Here is a 22,757-nt window from a genome sequence, read left to right as displayed (position 1 = left end):
ATCTATATACAATAAGATACCGTGAGTCGAGACCAAGAAATGACGCAAGGCGGGAAAAACCACCTTGGGAGGGAGCGCATCATGAGCAGGAAGAACAAGGACGCGATGCGTGTGGTCGTGTTGTCGGGCGGCATCTCCGATGAGCGCGAAATCTCGAAAGCATCCGGCGCCAACGTGGTCGTCGCTCTCAAGGAGGCCGGCTACGGCACTGTCGAGACGCTCGACCCGGGTTCAGAGGGGTTTTTACATGACCTTGCCCAGGGTGGCTACGATGCTGCGTTCATCGCTCTCCACGGGCTGGGCGGCGAGGACGGCATGATTCAGAGCATCCTTGAATACCTGCATATCCCCTACACGGGCTCGGGTGTTGCCGCCAGTGCCTGTGCAGCCGACAAAGACATCTCGAAGGTTCTGTACGAGCATGCCGGTATTCCCATCGCCAAGGGTGTAGTTGTAGAGCGCGGCGACGATATTGATGTCGACGCCATCATGGATCAGCTGGGCCCGGAGTGCTTCGTGAAGCCCGCTGTCAACGGTTCGAGCTATGGCGTGAGCTGCGTCAAGAGCGCGTCCGAGCTTCCCCGCGCGCTTGAGGTCGCGTTTGAGCATGGTGACAAGGTGCTGGTAGAGCAGCGCCTGGTAGGCACCGAGATCACGGTCGGCGTCTATGAAGGTGACAAGCTTATGGCCCTGCCCATCGTGGAGATTCGTAAGCAGGAGAACGCCGAGTTCTACGACCTGAACGTCAAGTACATTGACCCCTCCCTGGTACATCGCATTCCCGCGCAGATTGACGCGGATGACTACGAGCGTGCTCAGCAGCTTGCCTGTGCCGCTCATCGCGCGCTTGGTTGCAACGGCTTCTCTCGCAGCGACTTTATCGTGACCGCGGATGGTCCGGTGATTCTTGAGACCAACACGATTCCGGGCATGACGGATACCTCGCTGTATCCCGACGAGGTGCGCCATGCGGGCATGACCTTTGCACAGGTATGCGACCGCCTGATTGAGTTGGGACTCGAGCGCGCGGGGGAATAAGGTCCGCCGAGTAGGAGTGTCGAGCGGGAATGAAAGGCTACCAGTGACCATAGACGAGGCTGTTCTGCCGGGAACGCCGGCATTCGTTGTCGAGGCGTATGCTTCGCTCGCCGAGCGCGCGAAGACGCGAGAGTTTGGTCTGCTTGAGGAAGACGTGATCATCCTCGACACCGAGACAACGGGGCTTTCTGCGCAGGAGAACGAGCTGATCGAGATTTCTGCCGCGCGGCTCTCGCGAGGCCAGGTCGCCGAACGGTTCGACACGTTTGTGAAGCCTCACGCCCTCATTCCCCCCGAGATCACGCAGCTTACGCACATCACCAATGCCGATGTGGCCCATGCGCCGTCGGCCCGTGAGGCCGTGGCCGACCTGGTAGAGTTTGTACAGGGCCGCCCCGTGGTTGCCCATAACGCGACCTTTGACCGTACGTTCATCGAGTCGGTTCGCGGCGGCGTGAACGTGAGCGACATCTGGATCGATTCGCTCGCCCTGTCGCGCATCGCCCTGCCGCGTCTGGCCTCGCACAAGCTGTCGTTTATCGCCGAGGTGTTTGGCTGCAGTTCGGTGTCCCATCGCGCCAACGACGATGTCGATGCCCTCGCCGGCGTCTGGCACATTCTGCTCACGGCGCTCTCGGACCTTCCTGCCGGTCTTGCAGCCCGCCTGGCAGACATGCACCCCGATGTTCCCTGGTCGTATCGACCGATTTTTTCGTATCTGGCGCAGGAGACGCCTGGCGCCATCTTCTCGCTCGCAGCGGCCCGTACCGAGGTCGTGAACGCCGACCAGGCGCCTGACAAGGTCGACGCCGACGACCTGCCGAGGCTCGACTTGCCTCGTGCCGACGAGGTCGAGGCGGCGTTTGCCCCAGGCGGCCTGGTCAACCGCATGTATCCCTGCTATGAGCCGCGTGCCGAGCAGATTGAGATGGCGGTCGAGGTTCGAGACGCCCTGGCGACGTCGACGCACCGCGTGATCGAGGCCGGGACGGGCGTGGGGAAGTCGATCGCTTATCTTGTTCCGCTGGCCCAGGCGGCAAAGCGCAACCACATCACCGTTGGTGTTGCGACAAAGTCGAACAACCTGGCCGACCAGCTGATGTTCCATGAGCTGCCGCGCCTTGCCCGCGAGCTGGACGGCGGCCTGTCATACTGTGCCCTCAAAGGGTATGACCACTATCCCTGCCTGCGAAAACTCGAGCGCATGAGCCGCTCGGCAACCGAGATTCGCACCACTCGCGACCCCGCCGACACGCTGACCGCCGTCGCGGTGATCTATGCATATGTCTGCCAGTCACCCGACGGCGATCTTGATTCGCTGGGCATTCGGTGGCGCAGCGTGAATCGCCAGGACCTCACTACCGGGTCGCGCGAGTGCGCGCGCCGGCTGTGCCCCTTCTTCCCCGATCGATGCCTGGTGCACGGCGCCCGTCGCCGCGCCGCCCGCGCCGACGTGGTGGTGACCAACCACTCCCTGCTGTTTCGAAACGTCGCAGCGGATGGCAAGATTCTGCCCCCCATCAGGCATTGGGTTGTCGACGAGGCCCATGCGGTCGAGCGTGAGGCGCGCCGCCAGTGGGCGATTACGGTCTCGGCCGACGAATCCCGGACCGTCTTTGAGCGGCTGGGAAGTGAACGGTCGGGAGCGCTGGGACAGATTACCAGGGACCTTGCAGGGTCCGATGCGGCGACGCTCTACATGGGGCTGACGGCGAAGGCTGTCGCGGCGGTCAACCGCGCGTCGATTGCCATGGCGGGCGTCTTCGATGGCATCCGCGAGCTCGCTGGGGCTGCACGCAGCGGCGGCTATGACCTCACGAACACATGGGTTGGCCCCGAAGTACGTGAAAGCGAGGCCTGGCAGCGCTTCTGCGTCCCGGCCCAGGTGGCGCTTGATGCCCTGGAGCAGGCGGACCGCTCGCTTGTTTCGCTGATCGAGGCAGTGGGACAGGAGCGTCCCGATGCCGCAGCCGACGTTGCGGACGGCGAGCGGCGTCTCAAAGAGCTCGCAGATGGGCTCAAGCTGGTCGTTGAAGGGGAGGATGACCGCTATGTCTATTCGTTCCAGGTGAACCGTCGCCTCAAGGCCGGAGGCGAGGCCCTTACGGCGGAGCGTCTGGACATCGGCGAGGCCCTTGCCGAGCAATGGCTGCCCGAGGTCAAAAGCGCCATCTTTACCTCGGCGACGATCAGCATCTCGGGAAGCTTCGACCACTTCAACCACGCTATCGGCCTCGACCGGCTTCCAAAGGGAACCTCGCGCACGCTGCACCTGGACTCGAGCTATGACTTCGATTCCAACATGGCCGTGGTGGTCGCGGGCGACCTTCCCGATCCGCGGAGTCGCGACGCCTACCTCTCGGCGCTCGAGCATCTGCTCGTCGATGTTCATCGGGCGATGGGCGGCTCGACCCTCACGCTGTTTACTAACCGTCGGGACATGGAAGACCTGTATGAGCGCGTGGAGCCTGTGCTTGCTGCCGACGGACTGGAGCTTAACTGTCAGCTGAGGGGAAGCTCCCCCAAGCGTCTTCGCGACCGCTTTTTGTCCGAGCGCTCGTCGTCGCTTTTCGCTCTCAAGGCCTTTTGGGAAGGCTTCGATGCGTCGGGAGAGACGCTGCGCTGCGTCGTCATCCCCAAACTGCCGTTTGCAAGCCCCACCGATCCGCTTTCCTGCGAGCGCAACCTGCGAGAGGATCGCGCTTGGGCACGCTATGCACTGCCCGAGGCCGTCCTGGAGGTCAAGCAGGCCGCGGGGCGCCTCATTCGCTCGTCGTCCGATACCGGTGTGCTGGTGCTTGCCGACTCACGGCTTGTGAGCAAGGGATACGGCAAGAAGTTCCTCACGTCGTTGCCGGTGAGTTCGTACCAGCGCATCGACGCGGCGCAGGTGGGCCACTACCTTGAGTTATGGCGGCGCTCACACGAGCGCGGACGTCACTGAAGCAAGCTGCGAGCGTAGGTAAGAAACGCATCCGCCGCCTCTTGGGGCTCGACGATGCGCATGTGCCCGCCGCTCGCCAGCACCTGGTCGAAGAGCCAGGGTCGTGACCCCACATAGACCGTCACACGAACCTCTTCTGGGTTGTGGACGTCGGGTTCAGGAGGCAGGGCGCCGTCCCAGTCGATGCCGGCGGCGGTACCTGCGTCCATGGCTAGGACGACGCGCTCGCCCGTGCGCGCGAGGCTGTCGGCAGTCGATTCCCCGCGATAGGGGTGTCGTTCGGCGGAATCTTCGGTCAGCTGCACGTCGGCGATACGGTCGAGCCGGTAGCGACGTTCGGCGTCCTTTTCGACGTCCCAGGCGAGGAGGTAGGCTGCGTCGGCGCGGGTCTCGATTGCGGCGGGGTCTACGATGCGTGCCCGGGCCTCGCGTTCGCCCTGCGTGCGGTAGGTCAAGCTGCAGCGCACGCCGTCTTCAAGCGCCTCACGCAGCACCGGGAACCATGGTCCAAACGCTACACCCCCTGCAAGTTGAGAAGACCCTTCATCGGGCGTCCAGTCCAGGGGGAGCAGCCCGCGGCGCAGGCGGTCGGCTGCTTCTTTGCCGATGTGGAGGTCGCGCAGCGCGGCGGCAAGCGCCATGCCTTCCGAGATGTCCAGACGAAGGGTTTGGAGACGCCCTGCGTCTCCATGCAGCACGACCTCGTTATTCGACCGGTCCACGACGGCCCGAGCCCCGGTTTCGCGGTCGGCAAGGTTGGAGATCAGGTTCAGGCAGCTGTCGAGCTCCGCTTCATCCAGGTCAAGGGAGGCGCACACGGCTTGAACGTCCACCCGCTGCCCCTTCGCGGCGCTGAGCGCCTCGAGCAACTGAAGTGCCTTTCGCACCTGCTCATCGGTTTTCATGGCGTGCGATCGCCTCCTTTACGAGCTCGCACCAGCAGTCGACGAGCGCTTTCGGCTGCACGGGACGCAGGCCGCTGCGAGCGTGCGCAAGGGCGAACGCCGCGGCAGCGCGTAGGTCGCGCACCTCGACATCCCACGTCCAGCAGGCGTGTTCGTCGTCGTGCTTCAGGCTGCCGCGTCCTCCACCGATGGCCAGGGCCTCTTCGCGCGGTGTGGAGTCGGGCAGGGTGAATCGAGCGGCCATCGCCTCGTTGCGGGAGAAATCAAACGGTAGAAACAGGTGGTCGCGGATGTTGAAGTCCGGGGGAATCACATAGGATCCCTTCGGCCGCCATGCGCGTTCCACGCGGTCGATGCGGAAGGTTCGAACGGTGTTCGTATGGTCATCGAGGCCGGTGAAATAGGTCCGTCCGTCCAGTGAAAACAGGCCGTAGATGGAGACGGTTCGCTTGATAAGGTTGCCCCGGGCATCGCGATAGGCGATGGGTAGTGCCAGCCGCAGCGCGTAGGATGTCCAGACGGCGTCGAGCATGGGGCTCAAGCTCGACGCTTTGCCGTCTGTCGGGCCCTCTCCGCCGTCCGCCGAGAGGGTATCTGTTGTCATGCCGGCGGCGACGAGCTTTCGGCGGACGCTGGAGAGCGGACGAGCTAGCGGATTGCCGGGAACCGAGAGGTAGTCGTCGATCGCATGTACGAGCAAGTCGGCGTCGTCGGCGGTGACGATGCCGCCTGCGGCGAAGGTTCGCTCGCGGTCGATGGCCCAGCGTCCCGGGTCGGTTTCGGGGGTTCCCTCAGGACGAACCTCGGTGATGAGGATGCCCTGACGTGCGAGCTCCTCGCGGTCACGGCGGAATTTGCGCAGGTCCGACGCGCGATTATCCGACCCATAGCCAAGGTCGGTGTCGGAGACGATCTGCTCGGTGGTGAGCGGCATGGTGGCACAGGACAGGGTGAACACCAGGTTGAGGAGGCGTTGCGCCGCGTCCTCTCGCTCCGTCGATCTCGAGGGCATGCGCCCGCACCTCCATCATGGATACCCGCTCGATGCATAATCCCCACCATTTTAGTGCATGTGGAGATGGGTGGTATTCGCGTCGGGCATGCGGAGGCGTGGGTACTAAAGCTGCAGATATATTGGAGTCGCGGTATACTTTCGACAGAATATGGCGGGCACATGGCGGTATCTGTCACCATGGGTCCACACGTTGGAACACAGGATACGGAGTGCAGATGGCCAGCACGCAAAAATATCTCAACCATCTTCTCCAGAATACGGGGATTACGCCGGCATGCAGCGAGGAGGAGCGCGCCGCGGCCGAGGACCTTGCGCGCATCTTCGCAAATCATGGCTTTTCTCCCGAGATGCAGGAGTTTAGCGCCTCCGGTTCGCGCAAGCTTGTTCTCGCCGGTCTGGGCGTCGTGGCCTTTGTGGGCGCCGTCCTTATGGGTGTGGGAGGGGCTGCGGGCATTGTAGGCCTGCTGCTCACCGTTGTCGCCGCCGTGCTCTACACCATGGAGCGTACCGGGCGACCTGTGCTGTCCAGCTTTGGTGCCGGCGGACTTTCCCAGAACGTGATCGCCTATCACAAGGCGTCGGGCCCTCTGGCCTCGCCGCGCAACCGCCCTGTCGTCGTGGTCGCCCATTACGACTCGCCGCGTGCCGACATCTTTTCGCGCATGCCCTACGCGTCGTATCGCCCGGCGATCTCTAAGCTTTTGCCGCTTGCCATGATCGCCCCTGCGGTGGTGGCGATCGTTCGCCTTCTACCGCTGCCGGGTGCCGTCAAGACCGTCCTGTGGCTTGCGGCGATCGTGGTGGCCCTGGTTCCGCTTGCCAACGCCGTCGCGGTCTTCCTGAACCGCTTCGTGCTTCCCTACACCTCTGGTTCGGTGTGCAACAAGTCCTCCGTCGCCTCCATGTTGGGCGTTATGGATGCCGTCGCCCCGTACGAGCGTGGCGACGAGTTCCCCGAGGATACGCCGTTCGAAGAGTACTACGCCGAGCAGCAGCGTATTGCCGCCGAGCAGCTTGCCGCAGCGCAGCAGGCCGCCGAGCCGGACTACAGCGACTATCTGGATGACGCCGAGCAGCCCGTCGATGAGGCGTATGACGCCGAGGCGTTTGAGGAGGAGCAGGCTGAGTTTGAGGAGACACCCGCCGACGATGAAGCTGCCGCGGAGACCGAATCAGACGTACCTGCCACTCCGGCAGCCGATCCGCTTGGTTCGACCGTTGCTATGCAGATGCCGACCGACTTCTTCGATGAGTCTGCGCCCGCGGCCGCGGTTGCTGAGGAGTCTGCTGCCGAGCCGAGCGCCGACACCGACCTCGTTGCGGATGAAGACGCTCTGGATGCGTCCGCCGTGGAGGAGTATGTCGCCGAGGAGGAGCAGCGCGGTCCGCTGAATGCGGCGGGCAATTATCGCTTTGGCGCCGATGCCATCTATGCGCTCGGCATGGTCTCCGAGTCGACCATTCTTGAATACGTGGAGCCCGAGCCCGCACCTGCACCCAAGAGGGTTGTACCTGCGCCCGCAGCTGTGGTCGCAGAGCCTGAGCCACAGGAAGCTTCCGCCGAGGTGTTCGCCGCCGATGTCGCTCCGGCTGCTGTGCCCGCCCCCGCGCCTGCCGCTCCTGCTGCCGAGGCCGACGAGGCTTCTTTCGATGAGGTGCCGCCCGATGCCGAAAAGACCGGTGTGTTCCCCGCTGTCGCCGACGCTGAGGTGTCCGAGCGCATTGATGTCGAGACCGTCTCTGAAGTCTCGGACGAAGCGTTCGATGAGCCCGCCCGTCGCGAGCGCCCTGAGATTCCGTATCGCCCGCCGGTGCGCCACCAGCCCATCCAGCAGGTGAGTCCGTCCCGTCCGGCGTTTGCCGAGACCCTGGCGAATGTTCGCGAAGGGGCGTCTCGCTTCCTGAGCACCGCTCTGCAGTTTGGTAAAGATGCGGTTGAGAAGATCGAGAGCACGGCGCGGAATCTTACCGGTGCTTCCGAGGAAGACCAGTACGAGGACATCACGCCCGAGGACCTGCAGGCGGCCGAGGGGTTCGAAGAGCCGGCCGAGACTGGCGAAGCCGTTACCGACGAGTTCGTCGAAGATGGATTTGCAGATGATTCCTTCGAAGGCGAGGACGAAGCTGTCGACGCCGAGCCGTTTGAGGAAGGCAACGATACCGCCGAATCCGACGAGGCATCGTGGACTGAGGAGAGCGAGGCTCCCGCGCTGGAGGCGACGGCTGTCTTCCAGCCGCTGTCGACGCACGATGGGGCCACGCAGGCGGGCTTTACCGTGGTGCCCGATGCCGCGGAGGAGGCCGAGCTCGAGTCTGAGGATGCGTTTGGTGCCGATGACGCCGATGATGTCGAGGCGACGGCAGACGATATGCCGGAGCCGGTTGATAGCGTTGGCTACGACAGCGCCGATGTCGAACCTGTGGCGGAGCCTCAGGAGGCTGCCGCGCCCGCAGGAACCGGCGAGGTCGACGTATATGGGGACACGCAGCTGTTCGTGATGCCGCCTATGGATGACGCCGCCGCTTCGTCTGCTGCCCCCGTCGCGCCGGCTCCTGAGGCGACCGTGGCCACTCCGGCCGCTCCGAAGCCCGCGCCCTCTGTCGCTGTCACGTCTACCCAGGCGGCTGCGCCCGCACCCGAGCCTGCGCCTGCAGCCGAGGTGAGCGAGGAGGAGACGATCGATTCGCTCATGGCCGAGATCACGGCGAAGCGTCCTCCCGCGCCGCGCCCGGCACGCACGACGCGCCCGGCCTTTAGGACCGTTCCCGATCCGGCGCAGCCGTCTCTCAACCAGACACCGGTTTCAAGCCGTTCGTCGCTCTTTGATCTTCCCGATCCTTCGTCGACGCCGGCAGATCCATTTGTGTCCGACCACGAGGCTGCGTCTGCGCGCCGCGTGCCCGCACCGCCGTCGGTCGACCAGGATGCCGCGGAACCCGCTTCCCAGGCCGCCTCGTCGCCGTTTGAGACCATCTCTGTTCCCGATACCTCGCGCTCGCAGGGCAAGGGCCGTTCCCGCGGCGGGTTGTTCCATCGCAAGCGCCAGGAAGAGTCCAGCATGAGCGATTGGCTCGGCGTCGATGAAGACTTCGATGCGAAGCGTACCGGTGGAGACATCGGCTCGTGGGATAACTTCGATGATGGCTGGAAGGGTGGAGCTACCGGCGCTGAGGGCGTGTCCGAGCGCGAGCTCCGCGACGCCATCACGTCGATGGCCGACGACGAGCTGCTCGGTCATGACATTTGGTTTGTCGCGACGGGTGCCTCCGAGTACGACAACGCGGGAATGAAGGCGTTCCTGTCGACCCACCGCGACAAGCTGCGCGGCGTGTTCCTCATCAACCTTGAATGCGTCGGTGCCGGACAGCTTGCCATGGTGGCAACCGAGGGCGAGAACCGCGTGCTCAAGGGCGACAAGCGCATCACCAATCTGGTGCGCAAGGTATCTGCTGCGTTCCACAACGAGTTCGCGTCGGTCGAGATGCCCTACGAGACGACCGATGCCTACGCGGCCATGAGCATGAGCCTGCGCTCGCTTACCGTTGCCGGCATCGACGGCCCCAACTTCGCGTGCTCGCACAGCGAGGTGGACCTGCCGTACAACGTGAATCCTGAAAACGTCGACTTGGTGGCCGACGTCGTGACAGAGGTTATCCGTCGTTCGTAGGTGCGATTTCGCTCGTTATCACTCAGAGCCCTGGCCCGTCTGCTGAGACGTGTTCTATACGAACACCTCAGGAGGCGAGGCCAGGGCCCTGTCGCATGTCGATGCGTGGCGCGCAGGCGCGCAGAACGGCGTTATGGCCGCTGATGGGCACTGTGGCCGCTGTTTCGCCGCGTTCGCCGCGCCGCCGTGGCAGCCGTTACGCCGCGACGTGCGCGGCGAGGTAGGCGATGATGTCGTCGGACTCATAGAGCGGCGTGCCGTCGATGAAGAGGCAGGGCACCTGCACCTTACCTCCCACGCGCTTAAGCTGGTCGCGTGCGGCCGCGTCGGCGGTGATGTCCCGCAGGGGAATCTCTATGCCGTGCTCGTCCATGTAACGGCGGACCTTGAGGCAGTAGGGGCATGAGGGCATGTGATAGAGCTCGAGATGCTTGTCCATGGCGTTCCCTTCTCCGTAGGTTGATGCTTGATTTTGGTGTACCCGCTTCTGAGCTTGCGCGACGTGTGAAGCCGGTGGGTTGTGGAGCCGTGGCGGTGAGCCTTGGTAAAAGCTGCTAGCATACGATGTGTTGTAGATGGTTTGGAGGGCTCTGTGTTCTCGTTTATCAAGAAGCACTGGCTTGCATATATCATCGGCGTTGCTCTTGCGGTTGCACTTGGCCTTGGCGCTGCCTACGTCGTTGGGCTTGTGGGCACCACGCCGGACGATGCTCCGTCCCAGTCGGGTAGCTCGTCGGTGATCATGTAGCGTCTCTACGCTCGATTGCATATCCATAGGTGAGGGTTCGCTGGTTCTGCCAGATGCCATAGCTGCAGGTGCAAAACGTCCAGAGCTGCTCGATATGGCCTGGATCGTAGAGAATAACTTCGGACTCCGAGAGCTTTTCTTCAAGCATCGATTGCAGCTCTGAGGCATCACGAAACGACGTCTGAACTGTTTCGGTGGAGGCATCGACAGCGTTTGCCGCAAAGAGCGCTATGCGCCACGTCGTGCTTGGCGTGTAGACATATGCCTGGTCGTGTTCTTCGAGGACACCGGTGATGTGGTTGTTGCTCAATGCCGAGAACATGGAGCCGTTGAGTTGCTGATGCCCGTAGAGAAGCGGGGCTGAGGCGTTAAGGCCATCGCCGGCATTGCTTGCATCGAGATAGATGGAGCCCTGGTTGTTGGGGTAGGACACGGCTCCCTCAAAGGTCGTGTGGAGGTATCGCTCGGGATCGTCGACGGGAGCCTGCACGATCGGGTAGTCAATCGGGGTGTTGGGGATATAGATCCAGCCGATGACGTCGGAGTTGATTTGATAGAGCGCGTTCCAATCAAACGAGCGGTCCATGCAGGGGTCTTCATCGGCCGTCGTCGCAGCTGGTTTCCGTTCGTTCGAGGCATCTGCGACATCTGTCGGAGGTTGCGCGCCCGCTATTTCTCGTACTCGTGCGTATTCACATTCGCCTTGTAGGTAAGGTGCGCAGAGCCAGCCGCCCGCCGCCGCGGCAACAGCAAACGGTGCCAAGAGGATGAATGTGCGACGCCCCATAGTAGGTGTTGAGAACATATCGACTCCCAGGGTGTGCAATATCCGGGCCCGGCGGAGTCGAAGTGCTCCGACCCCGCCGGGCCCTGCCAAGGCCGGCGCCGCGCCCATTGGGGACTCTGCGGCGCCGGCATACGGATGCTACGAGGTGTGATGAATGCCCCAGGTATCCTGGTCATCGCGGTGGCGATGACGGTGATATCCGTAGATGCCTCCAGCCCCCGCAAGGGCGACAGCGGCTCCTACCAGGGGCATGATGCCAGCGGTGACGTCGCCGGTTTTGCCAAGGTTCTTCCCGGGCTCCTTCGAGCTGGTCGGCGTCGAGGCTTTGGGCGTCTCATCGTCGGAGCTCGTCGGCTCCTCCGGATCGGCCGTCTTGTCATCGCTTGGCTCTGGAGATTCGTCACTCGGTTTCTCGTCGTCGGGCTCCTCAGGTTCCGGCTCGTCCTGTGAGGGCTTGTCCGGTTCCTTCGGCTCGTCGTCGGGTTCTTGGGTGCCAGGCTGTTCCGGCTCCGCGATTGTGACGGTCTCGGTGTCGGCAACAGGCTCTGCGAGGTCGGGGCTGGTGAGCGTGGCCGTGTTCTCGGCCCGTGTGGTCTCAACGTCTTCCTCGACGGCGGCGTGATAGGTAAGCGTGACTTTGTCTCCAGCAGCAAGGTCTCCCACCTGTACGGTGTATCCGGTTCCTTCCATGGTCGGGGCTGCGACGATACGCTCGCCGTTCACCGTCAGCTCAATCGACTGCTCGTCGATCACCACGCCCCGCGGCAAGTCCGAATCGGTTATGACCGCATCGGTCAAGTTGGTGCCTGCGACGACGGTCACGGTATAGGTGATCGTGTCTCCAACCTGGGCCTCGTCTACTGACGCCTGTTTGTCCAGGACGGTCTGCGTCTCGTCGACGACCTTGACTGTTGCCGTGTCTGTCAGCGGGTCGTCAAGGCTATCGCTCGTGAGCGTGGCCGTATTGACGACCTCGGTACCGGCGAGTCCTTCGTCTGAGGCGGTTGCCTGATAGGTGACGCGGACGGACTCCAGCTGCCGGAGGTCTCCAAAGCCGATGGTGAAGGTGTTGCCAGAGATATCCGCCGTCACCGGGTCGATTTCACGCCCGTCAAGCCATGCATGTATGCTTGCCATATCGATCGGCATGGTATCGGGCAGGCTGGCATCTCCAATGACGACGTTCTTGGCGCCCTCTGTGCCTTCGGCAACTTGCGCCTCGATGGTGTAGGTGACCGTTTCGCCCACGTGTATCTGGTCGCGATCGACATCTTTTGTGAGGGTAACGTCGGGTTCATCGACGGGAACGGTTACATATGCATCGGCCCGGAGGGGATCTTCAAGCGAATCCGAAGTGAGCATGGCCGTGTTGACGACGGACTGACCCATCAGACGCTCGTCGCGCACCTGAGCGGTGTAGACGACGCGTGCCACCGTGCCTGCGTCCAGGTCTCCCAGATGAACGGCAAAGCCGTTTCCATCGACGTCGAGCTGGAAGTTGTCGACATCGCGCTCGTCGACCTCAACCTCGATGCCTCTCAGGTCGATCGGCATCGTGTCGGGCAGGCTCGTGTCGCGTATGACGACGTTCTTTGCAGGGTGGTCCGCTATGGCGGCGGTTACGGTGTAGACAGCCGTCTCGCCGATGCGGTGCGTGTTGCTGTCCGCCTCTTTGGTGAGCGCCACCTGCGTGTAGGGGTCAACGATGCGCACCTCGTGCTCGTCGACGGCACCTATGGCATTGGTGGCTGAGGCCTGGACTTTGTTATTCAGAATTGATCCTGCCGTCTTCATGGTGACGTCGTAGGTCACGGTGATGGTTCCCTCATCAGCAAGGTCGGTGTTCGTTTCGAGCTCGAAGCCTACGATGTCTCCGGTGTCCTCGTCGGTTATATACGTCGCTGAGGCGTCGATGGACTCTCCGTCAGGTCCCGTGGCCGCAACGGACCCCTCGACGATGCTTGCGAGCCCCGCCTCGTCCATCTTGTCGACGATAACGACCTGTTTTGCAACGACGTCTTCACGGGTTTGGCGCACCACAAGGGTGTATTGTCCCGTCTCGCCTGCCTGATAGACCTCTTGGTCGGAGTTCTTGTCCACCACAAGCCTCGGTCCCTTGACGTCGACGACCTCATCGTCGGTTGTTTGGGTGTTCGGCTCATCGGTGACGGCAAGGGCGGTGTTGTCGACGGTCTGTCCTGCAAGCTCGGAATCGTTGATTTTCACGCGGTATTCAACGGAGACCTGCGTCTCACCTTCAACACCAAGGGGGTTGTTACCGTCGACGTTCTTCAGCTCGCCGTCTTCCCAGAGAGGTCGCTCGTCTGCGGAATGAACGATGTTGCGGTGCGTCTCCACTATGAACGTCTCGCCGCCTTGAGGGCTGTGCTTGTAGGTGACGGTGCAGGCATCGGTAATGTCTTCTCCGCGGCTGTCGTAAACCTTGATTGTGTCGCGCAGCAACTCGACACCTTCGGTGTGTGCCAGGTCGGAGATGACAAGGTTTCTCCCCAGCGTTCCCGGCGTCTCGTTGTCGACGACAACGTGGTAGAGAATCTCGTCGTTGACGGTGAAGCTGTCGTTGCTCGCTGTCTTCTCGACGACAAGATGGGGCTGGTTGATCCACACCTTGGCGGTGTCATCGTCGGGCAGGCTGTTGCCCGCCTCGACGCCGGCCTTGTTGACGACCTCCCAGCCCGCTACCGCATCTTCCGGGCAGGCTCGATAGACAATGGTGAGCTCAACGCCGTAATCCAGGTGGTCGATTGTCATGCGCCACCCATTTCCCTCGGGATCGAGGTTCCAGTGGGGCGTCACGGTCGTGTATTGGTCATGCGTATGGTCGTCGTCGCCGATGCGATACGAGATGTCCGACAGCGTGCCCTCGGCACGGTCTCCTGTCCACGACGCCTCGACGGTCGTGCCGTTTTCGGTGATGCTGGCAATCATGAGGGAACCGTCGTTGTTGCGCCCCAGCCGCATGCCGTCAGGCAGGCTGTCGTCGGTGATGACGACGTCGTTAGCGACCGTGCCGGCCTGGGTGTTGGAGACGCGGACGGTGTACTCGAAGTATCCTGGGAATTGGTCGCTTGCTCCGACATAGCCTTCGTAGCGATCAACATCCTTCGAGATATCCATGTTTGCCGTATTGATATAGATCTCTACGGGGTCGTCGGCATCGGCTGCGTTGTTCGCATGGATGCCCGCGTTGTTGACGACCTCTTTGCCTACGCCCGATTGCCGGACGCGTGCCTGATAGGTCACCACGAGCTCGTCGCCGTAGTTGAACTTGTCGAAGTCGATAGACCATTCGTTGGCGTTGACCTCGACGGGCGGCAGATCTTTGACGCCGGTTGCACTCACGCTATCGGGAATGAGTTCGAGGTATTCGGGAACGTTGTCGGACACGATCGTGTTGCGCGCCTGGGCGTTCGCGGCGGTTTGCTGATAGACGACGGTGTAGGTCACGACATCGCCCACCTCGTACTCATAGGCGTCGGCCGATTTATCCACGACAAGCTCCGGCTTCACCAGCTCGGTATCGACGTTGTTCGAGGGCACGTTGCCGGTGTTGTTGATGAGCGCATAGGAGCTGTTGCGTACGGTAAGGCTGCCGTCTGCAGGATATTCGGTGAGTTCCGCCGCAAACACAAAGCGATAGTGTTCGCCCGTCATGGGCATCGTGGACAGGTAGTCGCGGTCGAATTCAAATCGAACGGTATTCTCTACCGGGTGCTCGTTGTCTCCCTCAAAGACGACCACACCTGCCTGCTCGGTGATGTCATTGCCGTCGCCATCGAGCAGTTTGCCCGAGCCGTCGACATAGCGCATCTCGGCTGGCAACACGTCAACGATGTCGAGTGCGGTATAGCGATAGCCCAGGCGGCAGTTCACACCCTGCTCATGCGCCTGATAATCGACCGTATACTCCACATGGTCGCCCATCGAGACCCCCGACGTCTTGTCGGCCGTCTTGGTGATATCGGTTTGACCAGACGGATTCTCATTGGGGTTCGGCAGCGTGAGAAAGTCGCTCGTCATAGCAAAGAAGGCCTGGGTATCGCCCCGATCACCATACCACGCGGGATAGAAGTAGAGCTCGATAGGAGTGCCCAAGTTGTTTGCATCCTTGGTGGTGTCGTAGAACACCTCCACAAGCCCGTTCTTATACTGGTCTGGCGAGTGTCTGAAATCGACGGACAGCGCGGTGTCTGCACTTTGGACATAGGTGTCGTCGCGCTCAAGGGTGAGGTGGTCGTTTTCGGCCACGATGCGTCCGCCCGTAATGGCGCCGCCAAAGGTGAACGCCTGCAACGTATCCAGGTCGATGCACGTCATATGGCCCTTAGCCGGGAACGGTGAGGTCGTGCCGGCATATACAAACTCGACCGACACCTGCAGTGCGTCCAGACCAACCGTGTAGATGTTGAAGTTCTGATACCCGGTGTCCTTATCGGACTGCGCCTTGTAGTCCTTCGAGATATAGATGCCCGGCTGGAAGACATCGTGGAAGCCGTAGCTCCAGTGACTCTCCCATCCGTTGATCGGTTCCAGAACATTCCAGTCCTCGAAGGTGACGATGGCGTCGTAGAGGTCGTTTCCATAGGTGCCGCCGGTGTAGCGCAGCGCCGCGCGACCTTTCAGACTGCTGTCGGTGCCGTCCAGGGCAAAACCCGGTGTGCCTGTGACCTGTCCATAAAGGTCGTCGGGGTCGATGGTCTCTCCGACCCCTGGGTCCCCGATGCCGCGGTGGTCGTAGTAGACGCCGATGTCTGGGACCTCTTGGAATCCATCGATGACCTCGATGTCGGTGAAGTCGATTGAGGCCTCATAGCCCAAAGGCTCGAACTCGTTTTCGGCGACGCGTTCGATGACGGCCGTACCGGGCGCGGCATAGGCGCTCCAGAGCAAAGGAGCAAGTCCTCCCAGGATGGTTGCGCCGGCTATGAGCGCTCCGATGCCGCGCCGGTGCCTGTGCTGATGCGTCAACGGTGGCGCTGGCGGCGTCTCGTTACGCTGTGTTCGCGCGCAGAGCTGTCTTACCTTCTTCACGGGCCCGTCGCGCACCGCACGTCGGCAGGTGCGCCAAAGGGTGTAGAGATGGTTGCGGATGTCCATACCTTCCTCCCATCACTCGGTGGAAGGCGAGGGTAACCCCGGGCATCTAACGGGATGCTCGCTGCTTCTTACCAAAACCTCGCAGGAATCTAACCCGTTTCTCGATGTAGGGAGTTATAGCTGGTAGCGTCGGTGGGTGCTGTGTATGAATCCGACGTCTCACGATGAGAGCAGCTGGAAAAATGTGCCAAAATTCCCGCTCTCTCGGTGCTACGGACGCGCGCCGGAAAGTCCGGCAACGTGGTGCCCGGCTATGTGGATATGGGTGATATGCTGCGGTTTCGACAACCTCGAAGATTCTCCGAAAGAATCTGAAAAAAGTTGTTGACGCGTTCGAATGTTCTGGGCTATTATTTGTGAGCGCGATGGACCTGTAGCTCAGTTGGTTAGAGCGTCCGGCTGATAACCGGGAGGTCACAAGTTCGAATCTTGTCAGGTCCACCATTCCTTTCGCAATAAACACCCCAGCGAGAGCCGAGTCGCCGCTGGGGTGTTTATTACTACATTGGGGGTTTAGCTCAGCTGGGAGAGCGCGGGCTTTGCAAGCCTGAGGTCAGGGGTTCGATCCCCCTAACCTCCACCATCGATCTTATTGACCTCGCTACGGCGAGGTCTTTTCATATCAGGGGGTCCTACGGGGGTCGAACCCCGCTCGGGGCGCGAGCCTCAAGCAAACGCGGAGCGTTGGTAGCCGCAAAACAATCCAGCCGTGAGAAACTCGTTTCGGTTTTATGCAGTTAGTTTGGGAACCCTCGAGTAGACGACCGATTTCGCCGACAAAGCCCCTGGATTCAGAGGCCTGAGAAGGCGGTCTACTCGGGAATTTCGAAAACAACTGCATAAAAACGAAACGAGTTTCTGGCACGCATTTAGTAACCCACTATTGCTGGCGCCGATCGACCCACGTCGAGGTGTTTTGCCTGCCGCCTTACAATCCGCCACGCTCGCCGGTATGTCGAGATTCCGTCACGAAGCTTGCCGTATCATGGCAAGTAAGAGCGCCTGTCGCTCGCCATCGCTGCTGTGCACGGGTCAGCAGGATGGATCATCGTGGCTCGAAAGGAAGGCACACCAAATGGTCGATGTACATGAGCTTCTTGACGCGTGGCTTGCCAACGTTAAAGACGAAGAGCTTCTTGCTGAGCTTAAGAGCATGAAGGAGTCCGGTGACGAGGATTCTATCACCGACGCCTTCTTCCAGGATCTTGAATTCGGTACGGCGGGTCTTCGTGGCACGCTGGGAGCCGGCACCAACCGTATGAACATCTATACGGTCGGTCGCGCCACCCAGGGCTTCGCAGAGTATCTCGTCAAGAACTTCGAGAACCCCACTGTCGCCATCGCGCGCGACAGCCGCAACAACGGCGAGCTGTTCGTCAAGACCGCCGCTTCCATCTTTGCGGCCAACGGCGTCGTTGCGAAGGTGTATCCTAAGATCTCCCCGGTGCCAACGCTTTCCTGGGCTGTGCGCGACCTCAAGTGCTCGGGCGGCGTCTGCGTGACCGCCTCGCATAACCCCGCGCAGTACAACGGCTATAAGGCCTACGGTCCCGACGGCTGCCAGATCGCATCCGAGGTCGCCGACGCCATCTCCGCCGCCATCGCTGGCGTCGATATGTGGAACGGCATCAAGACCATGGACTTCGATGAGGCCGTCGAGCAGGGCAAGATCCAGTGGATCGGCGACGACTGCCTCGAGCGCTACTACGACGCCGTGGTCGACAAGTCGGTGAGCAACCTCACCGAGGAGCAGGTTGCCAGCGCTCCGCTCAAGCTTGTCTATACGCCGCTCAACGGCACGGGCCTCATCCCCGTCACCACGGTGCTCAACAAGGTGGGCATCACCGATATCACCATCGTCCCCGAGCAGAAGGACCCGGACGGCAACTTCCCGACCTGCCCGTATCCTAACCCCGAGATCCGCGAGGCCATGCAGAAGGGCATCGACCTGTGCCAGGAGGTCCAGCCCGACCTGCTGCTCGCAACCGACCCCGACGCCGACCGCGTGGGCGTTGCCTGCCAGGATGGCGACGACTACACGCTGCTGACCGGCAACGAGATGGGCGTGCTGCTGCTTGACTACATCTGCAAGATGCGTGCTGAGCGCGGCGAGGACCTCTCCAAGAAGGTCGCAGTGACCACCATCGTGTCCTCCGCCATGGTCGATGCACTCGCTGCCGAGTATGGCTTCGAGATGCGTCGTTGCCTCACGGGCTTCAAGTACATCGGCGACATCATCACGAGCCTGTCCGACGCGGGCGAGGTCGACCGCTTCATCTTTGGTTTCGAGGAGAGCTACGGCTACCTCTCGGGCGACCACGTGCGCGACAAGGACGCCGTCAACGCCTCGATGCTCATCTGCCAGATGGCCCAGTACTACAAGCTGCAGGGCAAGAACCTGGTTCAGGCCATGCACGACCTGTACGAGAAGTACGGCTACTACCATAACAAGACCATCTCGCTGTCGTATCCGGGTGCCGAGGGCGCCGACAAGATGGCCGGCATCATGGCCAACCTGCGCGCCGAGGCTCCGACCGAAATCGCCGGCGCCAAGGTCGAGGGCGTCGTGGATTACAAGACCGGCGTGAACGGTCTGCCCAAGGCCAACGTCATCGAGTTCGACCTCGAGGGCGGCGACAAGGCTATCGTGCGTCCTTCCGGCACCGAGCCCAAGATCAAGCTCTACATCTTTGCCAAGGGCGATGACGCCGCGGCTGCCGACGCGCAGATCGATGCGATCGAGGCTGCTGGCCGCAAGCTGCTGTCGTAGTACATCGCGCAACGTTCATAGATGACTCGGGCGGGCACTCTTCGGGGTGCCCGTTTTTTGTAGCGAGGAGAGGGGTCGATGCCGACGGCCGGCTGCCCAAGGCGTGCCTTCTGGCTTCGCATGGCTGCCTAAGCCCCCCGGTTCGTGGGTTTACGCGGCGTGCGTCGCCGGCTGCGGGGGATTTACAGCGATATCTGGCTCATGGCGCTCATGGTGCGGGCGCGCTTGATGATGGCCGTCACGCGTTCTATCAGAAGGTCGACGTCGGCATCGGTAATGTCGTCGGCAAGGGACAGGCGGAGCGTTCCTCTGTTCCACGACCGATCGGTCACGCCTAGTGCGGTCACGACGTGCGAGGGGTCGGTCGAGCCGGTCGAGCAGGCAGACCCTGTAGCTGCGGCCACGCCCGCGCGGTCGAGGAGCATGACCAGCAGCTCGCCGTCTACGTCGTGGCAGATAAACGAGGCGATGCTCGGCAGGCGACGATACGGGTCGGATGGACCAGTCGGGCGCACGTCATCAACAGCGCCAACGATGCCCGCAACAAGACGGTCGCGCAACTGCGCCACATGTGCCCGTCGCTCGTCGAGGTTATCCACGCATGTTTTGAGGGCCGCGGCCATGCCGACGATGCCCGCGACGTTTTCGGTGCCGGCACGCTCGCCGCGCTCCTGCGCGCCTCCTTCAATGAGGGGAGGAAGCGAGAAGCCGTCGCGCAGATAAAGGGCGCCCACACCGCGCGGTCCGTGGAACTTGTGACCCGAAAGCGATAGCGCGTCGACGCCCAGCTCGTGGACGTCGATGGGAATATGCCCAACCGCCTGGACGGCATCCGTGTGGAAGGGCACGCCGTGGCTGTGGGCGACCGCGGCCAGCGAGGCGATGTCCTCGATGGTGCCCACCTCGTTGTTGGCGAGCATGACTGAGACGAGTGCCGCGGCGGGGGCTTCATGCTCCGATGCATCGGCACGCTCGAGCTCGGTAAGCGTTCGGTCAAGGTCGTCGGCCGAGACAAAGCCCTGGTTATCCACGGGAAGATAGGTGACTTCGACGCCCGAGCGCTCGAGTGCGCGACAGCAGTGCAAGATGGCATGGTGCTCGACGGCCGAGGTGATTACGCGCACGGGGGTCTTGGAGCCCCAGAGATCGCGGAATCGTGCGACGGCGGCGCGCAACACCCAGTTGTCCGACTCGGAACCGCCGCTGGTGAAGTACACCTCGTCCGCGTTTGCCCCTAGGCACGAGGCAACGTCTCGCCGCGCCGCCTCGAGTGCGCGGGCTGCGTCGCGTGCGATGCGGTGGATGCCGCTGGGGTTTCCAAAGGTGCTTGTGAGATACGGCATCATGGCGTCAAGCGCGACGGGCGACAGCGGTGTGGTGGCAGCGTTGTCGGCATAGATATATGGCGTTGGAGATTGAGACATGGTGGCTCCCGATTGCAGTGCGTCGCCGCTAGCGCAGGAAGAAGAACCAAACGAGTCCCACGAGCACGGCAAGTACCAACACCACGATCACGAGGCGCGCGCTCCGTCGGCGAGACCGCTCGTAGCGCGAGGTGAAGATGCTTTTTCCAGGCTTGGGCGTCTCGAGGTAGCGCTCGTAGTGCAGCTGAGCGCGTCGTTCGCCCGCACCGCGGGGTCCAGCGCCACCTGCAGCGGATGCGGGCCGCTGCCCACGTCGATCGGTGGGCGGCAGGTATTGAGGATCCGAGGTTGCGGTGCCCATATGGCGCCTGCCGGGCACCGTTGCCGCGCCTCGCGGGTCGGGAGCATGCTGGTACGAGATGCCGTCATCGACGATGGGGTCCTGAGTAATATGCGCCGCATGGTGCCGATAGGGCTGGCGTGGCGCCTGGGGCTCGACAGGTGTCGCAAGCGTGGACGCCGTGGGCTGCGCATAGGATGCGGACGACGGTGCGACCGCCGGGGCATCGGCGCTTTGCCACGGGTGTTGAGGCTGAGGCTGCTCAGGGGTGGGGGCGGACTGCGCGCGGACGCTGCGGTCCGGCTGATTCACGCCCTGTGGGGTGCGTTCTGTCCTCGCTTGGGTATCCATAGCATCCTTCGACAGAAACGAAACAGTACTCTTCCTATTCTAAAGGTCTGGAATGGACCACTCGCTGTGTGTAGAGGCATTAACCAAAAATGCAGGTTCATCAAATCTAAGTGTCAAGGACTTAAATTTGATGATACTGTGACGCTTAAAAAACTTGATATGAGATGTATGAAATGGTTTGAGGCGGGAATAACAGCAGTGTCCAAAGAAGTCCCCGACCAGCCAAAGCAGGGTCGAGGCAATCCACAAAAGGAGTGGTTGATTATGGCTAGCATGATTCCTTATCGTTCGATGTTTGGTATTCGTCCCACCACGAGCCTCTTTGATGCACTCGACGACATGATGGACTTCGCGAACGCGCCGCTTGCGAAGGCGTTCCCCATCGACGTCGAGGACACGGGTACCGGCTATGAGGTCAAGGCGTATCTCACGGGCGTGAGCAAGGACGACATCGACGTCGAACTCAACGAGGGTCGTCTGTCCATCTCCGTCAACGTTCAGGACAAGGAAGAGGACAAGGACAAGAACTACCTGCAGAAGGAGTTCACGTCCTACAGCGCGACCCGTGGCGTATATCTGAAGGACGCCGCAAGCGAGGGCCTGTCTGCTAAGTATGCCGACGGCGTGCTTACGGTCACCGTCCCGAAGATTCAGGAGAAGAGCAACGTCACGAAGATCTCGATCGACTAGCAATCGGTATTCGCAAGCTGGCAATCGACCTTTAGGCGCTTCTCAATAGCATGACGTGCATATGCCCCGGCGAGGATTTCCCCGCCGGGGCTTTTGCCTGTTGAAGGGATTGACAGTGATTGGTCCGGCATCGGTTGGCCTGGCAGTTACCACACGCTGATGGGACGATTCTGGCCGGCGGCACGGATATGCAGGTCGGGGCCGTTGCGGCGCACAAGGGTCGCCGAGGAACCAAGCTCATTGTCAAGCTGCGCTCCCAGGGCTTCAGCAAGTGCGCGTACGGCAAGGCTCAGACGGTTGTTTTCCTGCGAGATGTGCATGGCGACAAGCTGCTGCGTGTGTTCTCCCACCAGCTCGCGCACCGCTTCGGCTGCCTGGGCATTGGAGAGGTGTCCCTCGTTGCTCGCAATGCGGTCCTGCAGGTAGCGTGGGTAGTCGCCGGTGCGCAGCATGGGTAGGTCGTGGTTGCTCTCGATTGCAAGGATGCGGGCGTCGCGCAGGAGCCTGAGTGCGCCTGGGGTCACAAAGCCGGTATCGGTTGCGAACCCCACGGCGTCGTCGCCACATGAGAAACGAAAGCCGACGGGGTTCACCACGTCGTGCGAGGTGGGGAAGGTCTCTACCGTCAAGCCTGCCACCTGCAGAACATCCCCCGGCATAAACTCGTGCGCATCGACCTCGGCGGTTGCCTTGCGCGCCTGCAGAGTGCCGGCGCTTGCAAAGACCTCGCCGTCAAAGCGGCGGCACCACACCGGCATGCCGCCCGTGTGGTCGCCATGCTCATGGGTGATGAGCAGCGCGCGCACCTGTGTTTCCTCAAGTCCCAACTCATGCATGCGGTTTAGGGTCTCGCGCCGCGAGAAGCCACAGTCGATCATGACGAGCCCCTCGGGTCCTTCGACAAGGGCGCAGTTCCCCTTGGATCCGCTGCCAAGGATGTGCAGGTGCAGGGTGTGGTCGTGATGGGCCATGGTGTTCGTTCATCCCCCGGAGGATACAATGTGGACTACGCGATAAGG

The 22,757-nt window shown here is 61.9% G+C and carries 14 protein-coding genes and 2 tRNA genes; 8 read left to right on the top strand and 8 right to left on the bottom strand.

Annotated features, from left to right (window positions below):
• Nucleotides 1–81 precede the first annotated feature (81 nt).
• Both B5F33_RS02380 and B5F33_RS02375 read left to right on the top strand, forming a co-directional pair.
• The gene (locus B5F33_RS02380) at nt 82–1,038 is read left to right on the top strand and encodes a D-alanine--D-alanine ligase (protein ID WP_087410201.1); all 957 of its coding nucleotides are present in this window, start codon (nt 82–84) and stop codon (nt 1,036–1,038) included.
• Nucleotides 1,039–1,081: 43 nt separating this feature from the next.
• A complete protein-coding gene (locus B5F33_RS02375; RefSeq protein WP_087410200.1) occupies nt 1,082–3,982 on the top strand; it encodes a helicase C-terminal domain-containing protein in 2,901 nt (966 codons plus the stop codon).
• On the opposite strand, the gene B5F33_RS02370 is transcribed toward B5F33_RS02375, so the two are convergent.
• The gene (locus B5F33_RS02370; RefSeq protein WP_087410199.1) at nt 3,976–4,887 is read right to left on the bottom strand and encodes a WYL domain-containing protein; all 912 of its coding nucleotides are present in this window, start codon (nt 4,885–4,887) and stop codon (nt 3,976–3,978) included. The two genes, B5F33_RS02375 and B5F33_RS02370, sit on opposite strands and share 7 nt — an antisense overlap.
• Nucleotides 4,874–5,899: a WYL domain-containing protein gene (locus tag B5F33_RS02365; protein WP_087410198.1), complete on the bottom strand. Its 1,026-nt coding sequence runs from the start codon at nt 5,897–5,899 to the stop codon at nt 4,874–4,876. Before B5F33_RS02365 ends, B5F33_RS02370 begins: the two co-directional genes overlap by 14 nt.
• Before the next feature lie 218 nt (nt 5,900–6,117).
• Here B5F33_RS02365 and B5F33_RS10905 point away from each other — a divergent pair, with 218 nt between their 5' ends.
• Nucleotides 6,118–9,570 (top strand): hypothetical protein, encoded by a 3,453-nt coding sequence (locus tag B5F33_RS10905; protein ID WP_158095287.1) that lies wholly within the window; start codon nt 6,118–6,120, stop codon nt 9,568–9,570.
• A gap of 196 nt (nt 9,571–9,766) precedes the next feature.
• Here the strand turns inward: B5F33_RS10905 and B5F33_RS02355 are convergent, their stop codons facing one another.
• On the bottom strand, nt 9,767–10,009 hold the full coding sequence (locus B5F33_RS02355) for a glutaredoxin (RefSeq protein WP_087410196.1): 243 nt from the start codon (nt 10,007–10,009) through the stop codon (nt 9,767–9,769).
• Between the two features lie 153 nt (nt 10,010–10,162).
• On the opposite strand from B5F33_RS02355, the gene B5F33_RS10950 reads away from it, so the two are divergent.
• The gene (locus B5F33_RS10950; RefSeq protein ID WP_204214353.1) at nt 10,163–10,318 is read left to right on the top strand and encodes a hypothetical protein; all 156 of its coding nucleotides are present in this window, start codon (nt 10,163–10,165) and stop codon (nt 10,316–10,318) included.
• Here the strand turns inward: B5F33_RS10950 and B5F33_RS02350 are convergent.
• Entirely contained in the window at nt 10,311–10,904 is a 594-nt protein-coding gene (locus B5F33_RS02350; RefSeq protein WP_158095286.1) for a class B sortase, read from the bottom strand. The two genes, B5F33_RS10950 and B5F33_RS02350, sit on opposite strands and share 8 nt — an antisense overlap.
• Nucleotides 10,905–11,243: 339 nt before the next feature.
• Nucleotides 11,244–16,016 carry an isopeptide-forming domain-containing fimbrial protein gene (locus B5F33_RS02345; RefSeq protein ID WP_158095285.1) on the bottom strand — a complete coding sequence of 1,591 codons (4,773 nt, stop codon included), beginning with the start codon at nt 16,014–16,016 and terminating at the stop codon, nt 11,244–11,246.
• A gap of 574 nt (nt 16,017–16,590) precedes the next feature.
• On the opposite strand from B5F33_RS02345, the gene B5F33_RS02340 reads away from it, so the two are divergent.
• From B5F33_RS02340 to B5F33_RS02330, 3 genes are all read left to right on the top strand, one after another.
• Nucleotides 16,591–16,667: transfer RNA gene (locus B5F33_RS02340), tRNA-Ile, on the top strand.
• Between the two features lie 63 nt (nt 16,668–16,730).
• Nucleotides 16,731–16,806 (top strand) — tRNA-Ala (locus B5F33_RS02335).
• 492 nt (nt 16,807–17,298) lie between these two features.
• Nucleotides 17,299–18,993 carry a phospho-sugar mutase gene (locus tag B5F33_RS02330; protein ID WP_087410193.1) on the top strand — a complete coding sequence of 565 codons (1,695 nt, stop codon included), beginning with the start codon at nt 17,299–17,301 and terminating at the stop codon, nt 18,991–18,993.
• A 182-nt stretch (nt 18,994–19,175) separates the two neighbouring features.
• Here the strand turns inward: B5F33_RS02330 and B5F33_RS02325 are convergent, their stop codons facing one another.
• Together B5F33_RS02325 and B5F33_RS02320 are read right to left on the bottom strand one after the other, a co-directional pair.
• On the bottom strand, nt 19,176–20,417 hold the full coding sequence (locus B5F33_RS02325) for a cysteine desulfurase family protein (protein ID WP_087410192.1): 1,242 nt from the start codon (nt 20,415–20,417) through the stop codon (nt 19,176–19,178).
• 28 nt (nt 20,418–20,445) lie between these two features.
• Nucleotides 20,446–21,048, bottom strand: coding sequence for a hypothetical protein (locus B5F33_RS02320; RefSeq protein ID WP_087410191.1), 603 nt, complete (start codon nt 21,046–21,048; stop codon nt 20,446–20,448).
• Between the two features lie 264 nt (nt 21,049–21,312).
• Here B5F33_RS02320 and B5F33_RS02315 point away from each other — a divergent pair, with 264 nt between their 5' ends.
• Nucleotides 21,313–21,738, top strand: a complete 426-nt coding sequence (locus B5F33_RS02315) for an Hsp20 family protein (RefSeq protein ID WP_087410190.1) — start codon at nt 21,313–21,315, stop codon at nt 21,736–21,738.
• 146 nt (nt 21,739–21,884) lie between these two features.
• Here B5F33_RS02315 and B5F33_RS02310 read toward each other — a convergent pair whose 3' ends face one another.
• Entirely contained in the window at nt 21,885–22,709 is an 825-nt protein-coding gene (locus B5F33_RS02310) for an MBL fold metallo-hydrolase (RefSeq protein ID WP_087410189.1), read from the bottom strand.
• Nucleotides 22,710–22,757 lie beyond the last annotated feature (48 nt).

The organism is Collinsella sp. An2 (assembly GCF_002160065.1).
Lineage (GTDB): Bacteria > Actinomycetota > Coriobacteriia > Coriobacteriales > Coriobacteriaceae > Limicola.
This window is presented reverse-complemented; position numbering and strand designations above follow the sequence as displayed.

Excerpts from the sequence above, each read along its gene's own strand:
- B5F33_RS02380 (WP_087410201.1), top strand. The coding sequence starts at position 82 with ATGAGCAGGAAGAACAAGGACGCGATGCGTGTGGTCGTGTTGTCGGGC.
- B5F33_RS02370 (WP_087410199.1), bottom strand. The coding sequence starts at position 4,887 with ATGAAAACCGATGAGCAGGTGCGAAAGGCACTTCAGTTGCTCGAGGCG.
- B5F33_RS02365 (WP_087410198.1), bottom strand. The coding sequence starts at position 5,899 with ATGCCCTCGAGATCGACGGAGCGAGAGGACGCGGCGCAACGCCTCCTC.
- B5F33_RS10905 (WP_158095287.1), top strand. The coding sequence starts at position 6,118 with ATGGCCAGCACGCAAAAATATCTCAACCATCTTCTCCAGAATACGGGG.
- B5F33_RS02355 (WP_087410196.1), bottom strand. The coding sequence starts at position 10,009 with ATGGACAAGCATCTCGAGCTCTATCACATGCCCTCATGCCCCTACTGC.
- B5F33_RS02350 (WP_158095286.1), bottom strand. The coding sequence starts at position 10,904 with ATGGACCGCTCGTTTGATTGGAACGCGCTCTATCAAATCAACTCCGAC.
- B5F33_RS02330 (WP_087410193.1), top strand. The coding sequence starts at position 17,299 with ATGGTCGATGTACATGAGCTTCTTGACGCGTGGCTTGCCAACGTTAAA.
- B5F33_RS02325 (WP_087410192.1), bottom strand. The coding sequence starts at position 20,417 with ATGTCTCAATCTCCAACGCCATATATCTATGCCGACAACGCTGCCACC.
- B5F33_RS02320 (WP_087410191.1), bottom strand. The coding sequence starts at position 21,048 with ATGGATACCCAAGCGAGGACAGAACGCACCCCACAGGGCGTGAATCAG.
- B5F33_RS02315 (WP_087410190.1), top strand. The coding sequence starts at position 21,313 with ATGGCTAGCATGATTCCTTATCGTTCGATGTTTGGTATTCGTCCCACC.
- B5F33_RS02310 (WP_087410189.1), bottom strand. The coding sequence starts at position 22,709 with ATGGCCCATCACGACCACACCCTGCACCTGCACATCCTTGGCAGCGGA.